A 640-nucleotide genomic window follows, 5' to 3' on the forward strand; every position below is an offset into this window, starting at 1 on the left:
GCCGCGCCTTGGCCCGGCGCAGCCGCAGCGCGGCATTGCCGCCCAGCAGGACCGCCAGCCCCAGGGCCAGCCCATAGGACGCGGCGATATAGGGCAGGTGGGTCATGCCATTGCTCCGTCCAGGTCTACCCGGCCGGGCGTGCCGCTCTCCGGCATGTCGTTCTCTGGCATGCCACTCCGGCCGCGGCGGCTGGCCAGGGCGGCGCGCACGCGGCTTTCCATCACCGCGGCGCGCAGCCGCGCCACCACGATGGCGGCGAATCCCAGCGTAAAGCCCAGCGTGCAGACCAGCAGCGGCCACAGCATCGCCAGCGACATGGTCGGCGCGCCGGTCAGGGTGATGCTGTCGGGCTGGTGCAGCGTGTTCCACCATTGCACGCTGAATTTGATGATCGGCAGGTCGATCGCGCCCGCCAGGCCCAGGATCGCCGCCGCGCGATAGCCGCGCTGCGGCTCGTCGAACGCGCGGATCAGCGCGATATGGCCCAGATACAGGAAAAACAGCACCAGCACCGAGGTCAGGCGGGCATCCCATACCCACCAGGCGCCCCACATCGGCTTGCCCCACAGCGACCCGGTGGCCAGGCAGACGGCGGTCACCGCGGCGCCCACCGGCCCGATCTCCACCGCCGCCAGGTCC

The 640-nt window shown here is 71.4% G+C and carries 1 protein-coding gene; it reads right to left on the reverse strand.

The window, feature by feature from the left end; genetic code table 11:
* Positions 1-102: 102 nt before the first annotated feature.
* On the reverse strand, positions 103-640 hold a 538-nt coding region (ccsA, locus tag HUK84_RS21805), incomplete at its 5' end, for a cytochrome c biogenesis protein CcsA (protein ID WP_246285827.1).

Source organism: Nguyenibacter vanlangensis (genome assembly GCF_013376155.1).
Lineage (GTDB): Bacteria > Pseudomonadota > Alphaproteobacteria > Acetobacterales > Acetobacteraceae > Gluconacetobacter > Gluconacetobacter vanlangensis.